This is a genomic window from Streptomyces sp. MnatMP-M17 (assembly GCF_900091995.1).
GTDB lineage: Bacteria > Actinomycetota > Actinomycetes > Streptomycetales > Streptomycetaceae > Streptomyces.
The window spans coordinates 1-6,183 of the sequence record NZ_FMDK01000503.1; the positions used below are offsets into that span (position 1 = coordinate 1).

Here is a 6,183-nt window from a genome sequence, read left to right on the forward strand (position 1 = left end):
CGGATCCACGCGCGGCGGTGACGGCGCATGTCGGCGACGGCGAGCGCCGGGTCGAGGGCGTCGAGCGCGGCAAGCAGGGCACGGCGGACCGGGCGCGGCACGGGCGCGATACGCGGCATGCCCACCAGCCCGGGATCGCCGCCCGACAGGACGGCGAGCAGCCGCAGGATGTCGGTGGCCGTGTCCAGCCGGGCGGTGACGGCAGGCAGTACTCCGGCCTGGTTCTCCGGGGCGGCCTGGTTCTTCGGCGCGGACAGCAGCCAGGCCAGAACGCGCGCCTTGGTCTCCCGGCCGGGAAGGCTCGCGGGCAGCCAGTCCAGCTCGGTCCGGTCCCGGGTGCCGAGGAACAGGACGAGGTCGTTCGTCTCCTGCGCGGAGAGCGCGGCGGTACGGGCGAGGAGCCTGCGCAGTTCGTCGCCGGCGGCCTCGGTGCGCGCGGCGAAGTCGCCTCCGTACGCGAGGACGCGCAGTCGGGACGGCAGCGCCTCGCGTCGGCGGAAGGTGAGACGCGGCCGGGAGGAAGGCCGCAGGAACGGATCGTCGGCGTCGAGGATCCGGTGGCAGATGGGGCAGGCGGAGAAGTCCGAGCCGTCGAAGCAGCTTCGGCAGACGAGATGCGCGCACGGGGAGACGGCATGGACCGTGCCGACGGTGCCGCAGAGGACGCACGGCTGGCTCGGGTGCTGGAACAGCAGCGTCACCACTCGGTTGACGAAGTATCTGCCCGTGTCGCGCGGTGTGCTGTCCGGGAAGCGGCGGAACAGAGGCGTGTGATCACGGTCGGAGCCGAGCGCCTCGTCGATGTCGGTGAGCAGCGCGCGTCCGGTGGCGGCCAGCGCCACGGGAGTCCGCGCGGCGAGCGCCTGGCGCAGTGGCGCGGAGAGCAGGAAACCGCGCTCGAAGAGATCGGCCTCCAGCAGCGCGACGCCCGCGAGGCTTTCCGGTACGGGGTCGGGTACGCGCTCAGGTACGGGGACGGTATCGACGGCGGGCAGAAACACGGCCCCGCGGCGAAGCAGTAGCGCGAGGGTGAGCCCGCGCGCGGTGTCGTTGTCGTCGTAAGCGTCTGCGTCCGCGTCGTCGGCGCTCATACCGTCCGGGCGCGTGGTGGTGCTCATATCCGTCGGTCCCCCCGGCGTAAGACGCCGCGTCGCCCGTACTCCTCGTACGGACGACGCGGCGTTGAAGTAGACGCGCGGGCGGAAGATGGACGCACTCGGGTTTCATTAGGAGTGAAAGAGAAGGAAGCACATCCGAGAGCCGCCCGCGCCCGTTGAACGTATCAATGAGACGGTGCTCGGCGCATCCGGGATTTCGCGCGGCTCTCCGGGCGGCTCTTCGCGCCGCTCTCCGTCAGGCCGGAGGCGTGCTGCCGGGACCGACGGACACACCTTCAGGACCGGTACGGTCCACGTGCCCGGGGCTCCCGCTCTGCCCGCGCCGCCGTATCCGTCGCCGCTGGGCCAGCGCCCACAGTGCCTTCTGCGCGACCAGCGTGAGCGTGCCCGCGACCAGGATGCCCGCCAGATTCAGCAGGAGCTGGCGGCTGGAGCCCCAGACCTGGCCGAAGTCGCCGTAGCCGAGCGCGACCGCCGCGTTGGCGGCGGCAGGGACGGTCGTCACCGAGATGGCGACTCCGACCAGCGCGCCCGACCGTGAGGAAGTCAGCGAGAGCATTCCGGCCACGCCCGCGAGCACGGCGACGACCAGCGAGAACGGATCGGGATTCCAGATGAAGGAGGTGTTCGCGCGTTCGGCCTCCAGCATGGAGCGGGTGAAGAGCCCGAAGGCGTCCATCAGCAGACCGAACGCCGTCGTCAGCGCCATCGCCACCGCGAAACCGCCGACGACCGCGACCAGCGAGCGCCACGCCAGCCGCGGGGCGCGCTGCACCAGCGCCGTACAGACGCCGGCCAGCGGGCCGAACTCCGGGCCGACCGCCATCGCGCCCACGATCAGGATCGCGTTGTCGAGCACCACACCGCAGGCCGCGATCATCGTCGCGAGGGAGAGGAACGCGAGATAGGTGAGGGAGAGCGTGGACTCCTCGTGGGTCACGTCCTCCAACTGCTCCCACAGCACGGCGTCGGCGCCCTCGCCCGGAGCGGCCTCCTCCGCTTCCTCCGCCCGCCGGGAGAGCGTCAGATCGATGTTCTCGACGGTGATCGAACCGATGTCGTCGATCCCGAGGGCGCGCAGATCCGAGATCAGCTCGTCGCCGGCCTCGCGCGCCACGTCGCACATGACGAGATCGCCCAGCGGATCGCGCGCGGCACCGGGCACGACGGCGAGATGGGCCGTGCCGACGGTGCGCTCGACGGTCCGTACGACCTCGTCGGTACGGTCGGCGGGCACGAGCAGACGCAGATGCAACAAGCGAACGGCTCCTCGGGGTTCGGGCTGTCGGGCTTCCAGGCGCTCAGAGCTTCCGGAGCGAGAGCCGCTGGACCTTGTGGTCGGGTCCCTTGCGCACCACCAGCGTGGCACGGCTCCGGGTGGGCGCCACGTTCTCCAGCAGATTGGGCCGGTTGATGGTCCGCCACATCGTACGGGCGTACTCCAGGGCCTCGTCCTCGGAGACCTGGGTGTACTTCGTGAAGTACGAGGCCGGGTTCTGGAACGCCGTCTCGCGGAGCTTGCGGAACCGGTTCAGATACCAGTTCTCGATGTCCTCGGCGCGGGCGTCCACGTACACACTGAAGTCGAAGTAGTCCGCGAGCCCGACCCGCGTTCTGCCGTCCTTGCCGGGCAGCGCGGGCTGAAGGACATTGAGCCCTTCGACGATCAGGATGTCGGGGCGCCGTACGGTGAGCAGCTCGCCCGGCACGATGTCGTAGATGAGATGCGAGTAGACGGGCGCGGTGACCTCGTCCTTGCCGGCCTTGATGTCGGCGACGAACCGGGTCAGGGCCCGCCGGTCGTACGACTCGGGGAAGCCCTTCCTCGACATCAGCCCGCGCGCCTTCAGCTCCGCCATCGGCCACAGAAAGCCGTCGGTGGTGACGCGCTCGACCCGAGGATGCTCGGGCCACCGCGCGAGCAGCGCCTGCAACAGCCGGGCCACGGTCGACTTCCCGACCGCCACACTCCCGGCGACTCCTATGACGAACGGCGTACCGAGCTGCGCGCCGTGCCCGTTGCCCGCGTCCCCGAGAAACGTGTTCAGCGCACCGCGCAGCCCGGCCGTGGCCTGGACATAGAGATTCAGCAGCCGCGACAACGGCAGATAGACGTCCCGCACCTCGTCGAGATCGATGACATCCCCCAGCCCCCGCAACCGCTCCACCTCCTCGGCACTCAGCGGCAACGGCGTCTTCTCCCGCAACGCGCTCCACTCGTCCCGGCTCAGATCCACATACGGAGTCGGCCCATGCTCCCCCCGACGGAGGACACTTCGTGGCAACGAATTGATCACGCCCCATTGTCGGCTCTCACCGCCACTCGCGGAGGGTGTGCTCAGTCACGTACGGGGCGGCGGCCGGATGCCGGGGCCCGGCGGCTGGGCCGGGTGCTGGGGCCGGATGAGGTACTCGGAGGGTGGGAGCGGGGTGGGGGCTTCGCGGTTACGGGAGGGGCGGAGGGCGGCGCCGTAGGCTGCCGGCATGTGCGGAATCGTGGGTTACGTCGGCGGACAGTCGGCGCTTGATGTGGTCATCGCGGGCCTCAAGCGGCTCGAATACCGCGGGTACGACTCGGCCGGAGTCGCCGTGCTCGCCGATGGAGGGCTGGCCGCCGCGAAGAAGGCGGGCAAGCTCGTCAATCTGGAGAAGGAGCTGGTGGAACGGCCGCTGCCGGCCGGACTCACCGGCATCGGGCACACCCGGTGGGCCACGCACGGCGGGCCGACCGATGCCAACGCCCATCCCCATCTCGACAACGCCGGGCGCGTCGCCGTCGTCCACAACGGGATCATCGAGAACTTCGCCGCCCTCAGGGCCGAGCTGGCCGGCCGCGGTCACGATCTCGGGTCGGAGACCGACACCGAGGTCGTCTCACATCTCCTCGCCGAGGCCTTCTCCTCCTGCGGCGATCTCGCCGAGTCGATGCGCCAGGTGTGCCGGCGGCTGGAAGGCGCCTTCACCCTGGTCGCCGTGCACGCGGACGAGCCGGACGTGGTGGTCGGGGCACGCCGTAACTCGCCGCTGGTGGTCGGCGTCGGGCAGGGCGAGTCGTTCCTCGCCTCGGACGTCGCCGCGTTCATCGCCCATACGCGCTCCGCGATCGAGCTGGGCCAGGACCAGGTCGTGGAGCTGCGCCGCGACGGTGTGACGGTGACGGACTTCGCGGGCGATCCGGCCGAGGTCCGCTCGTACCACGTGGACTGGGACGCGTCGGCCGCCGAGAAGGGCGGTTACGACTACTTCATGCTCAAGGAGATCGCCGAGCAGCCCAAGGCCGTCGCCGACACGCTCCTCGGCCGGATCGACGCCCAGGGCGCGCTGACCATAGACGAAGTGCGTATCCCGCAGGAGGTGCTGCGCGAGGCCGACAAGGTCGTCATCGTGGCGTGCGGTACGGCCTTCCACGCCGGGCTGATCGCCAAGTACGCCATCGAGCACTGGACCAGGATGCCCTGCGAGGTGGAGCTGGCCAGCGAGTTCCGCTACCGCGATCCCATCCTGGACCGGCGCACCCTGGTGATCGCCATCTCCCAGTCCGGCGAGACCATGGACACGCTGATGGCCCTGCGCCACGCCCGCGAGCAGGGCGCGAAGGTTCTGGCGATCTGCAATACGAACGGTTCCACCATCCCGAGGGAGTCGGACGCGGTCCTCTACACCCACGCGGGCCCCGAGGTCGCCGTCGCCTCGACCAAGGCGTTCCTCACCCAGCTCGTTGCCTGCTATCTGGTGGCGCTCTATCTGGGCCAGCGGCGCGGTACGAAGTGGGGCGACGAGATCCGGGCCGTCATCAAGGACCTGTCGCAGATCGCGGGCGAGGTGGAGCGCGTACTGGAGACGATGGAGCCGGTACGGGCGCTGGCGCGCTCGCTCGCGGACAAGCGGACGGTGCTGTTCCTGGGCCGGCACGTCGGTTATCCGGTCGCCCTGGAGGGCGCGCTCAAGCTCAAGGAACTGGCGTACATGCACGCCGAGGGATTCGCGGCCGGTGAGCTGAAGCACGGCCCGATCGCGCTCATCGAGGAGGATCTGCCGGTGGTGGTCGTCGTACCGTCGCCACGCGGGCGCTCGGTGCTGCACGACAAGATCGTGTCGAACATCCAGGAGATCAGGGCCAGAGGCGCGCGGACGATCGTGATCGCGGAGGAGGGCGACGAGGCGGTGGTGCCGTACGCGGACCATCTCATCCGGATCCCGGCGACGCCGACGCTCCTTCAGCCGCTGGTCGCTACGGTGCCGTTGCAGGTGTTCGCGTGCGAGCTGGCGACGGCGCGCGGCAACGAGGTCGACCAGCCGAGGAATCTGGCGAAGTCCGTCACGGTGGAGTAGGCCGAGCGGCCAGAACCGCGGGTCAGAACTTGAAAGAGAAGTAGGGAGCGGCTCCACGTGATTATCGGGGTGGGGATCGATGTGGCGGAGATCGACCGGTTCGCGGAGTCGCTGTCGCGGACTCCGAAACTGACCGAACGTCTTTTCTGCGAGCGGGAGTTGTACCTCCCGAGCGGTGAGCGGCGCGGTATGGCTTCCTTGGCGGCACGGTTCGCCGCCAAGGAAGCCGTGGCCAAAGCCCTGGGCGCGCCCGGCGGACTGCGCTGGACCGACGCCGAGGTGTGCGTGGAGGACAGCGGGCAGCCGCGGCTGCGGGTGCTCGGTACGGTCGCGGCACGCGCCGCCGAGTTGGGCGTGAAGAGCTGGCATGTCTCGCTCAGCCACGATGCGGGAGTGGCGTCGGCCGTGGTGATCGCGGAGGGTTGACCGTATGCGTATCGCTTACAGCGTGGAGACCGTCAGAAACGCCGAACGGGAGCTGATGGCGCGGCTGCCCGAGGGCGTGCTCATGCAGCGCGCCGCCAACGGCCTCGCCGTCGCCTGCGCCGGCCTGCTGCGAGATCTGCTGGGCAGGGTGTACGGAGCGCGGGTCGTCGTACTGGCAGGCAGCGGGGACAACGGCGGTGACGCCCTGTACGCCGCGGCCCGTCTCGCCCGCAGAGGCGCCGGTGTCACGGCGGTCCTCCTCGCGCCCGACCGGGCGCACGCGGGCGGGCTCGCCGCGCTGCTCCGC

Annotated in this window: 6 protein-coding genes; 3 read left to right on the forward strand and 3 right to left on the reverse strand. The window is 70.2% G+C overall.

Annotation, left to right across the window (positions count from 1 at the left end; all coding sequences use genetic code 11):
* The 3 genes from GA0115259_RS22225 to coaA form a co-directional block, all read right to left on the reverse strand.
* On the reverse strand, positions 1-1,118 hold a 1,118-nt coding region (locus GA0115259_RS22225), incomplete at its 3' end, for an RING finger family 4 domain-containing protein (RefSeq protein WP_305129564.1).
* A gap of 235 nt (positions 1,119-1,353) precedes the next feature.
* On the reverse strand, positions 1,354-2,376 hold the full coding sequence (locus GA0115259_RS22230) for a DUF389 domain-containing protein (RefSeq protein ID WP_093600045.1): 1,023 nt from the start codon (positions 2,374-2,376) through the stop codon (positions 1,354-1,356).
* Positions 2,377-2,419: 43 nt separating this feature from the next.
* Positions 2,420-3,415 carry a type I pantothenate kinase gene (coaA, locus tag GA0115259_RS22235; RefSeq protein WP_093600048.1) on the reverse strand — a complete coding sequence of 332 codons (996 nt, stop codon included), beginning with the start codon at positions 3,413-3,415 and terminating at the stop codon, positions 2,420-2,422.
* 187 nt (positions 3,416-3,602) lie between these two features.
* Here coaA and glmS point away from each other — a divergent pair, with 187 nt between their 5' ends.
* From glmS to GA0115259_RS22250, 3 genes are all read left to right on the forward strand, one after another.
* Positions 3,603-5,450, forward strand: a complete 1,848-nt coding sequence (gene glmS / locus GA0115259_RS22240; protein WP_093600051.1) for a glutamine--fructose-6-phosphate transaminase (isomerizing) — start codon at positions 3,603-3,605, stop codon at positions 5,448-5,450.
* A gap of 57 nt (positions 5,451-5,507) precedes the next feature.
* The gene (locus tag GA0115259_RS22245; RefSeq protein WP_093600054.1) at positions 5,508-5,876 is read left to right on the forward strand and encodes a holo-ACP synthase; all 369 of its coding nucleotides are present in this window, start codon (positions 5,508-5,510) and stop codon (positions 5,874-5,876) included.
* 4 nt (positions 5,877-5,880) lie between these two features.
* Positions 5,881-6,183 (forward strand): NAD(P)H-hydrate epimerase (locus tag GA0115259_RS22250; protein ID WP_272921174.1); only part of this gene is annotated, 303 nt, incomplete at its 3' end.

Bases quoted from the DNA above. Each gene is read 5' to 3' on its own strand.
- glmS (WP_093600051.1), top strand. From the start codon at position 3,603: ATGTGCGGAATCGTGGGTTACGTCGGCGGACAGTCGGCGCTTGATGTG.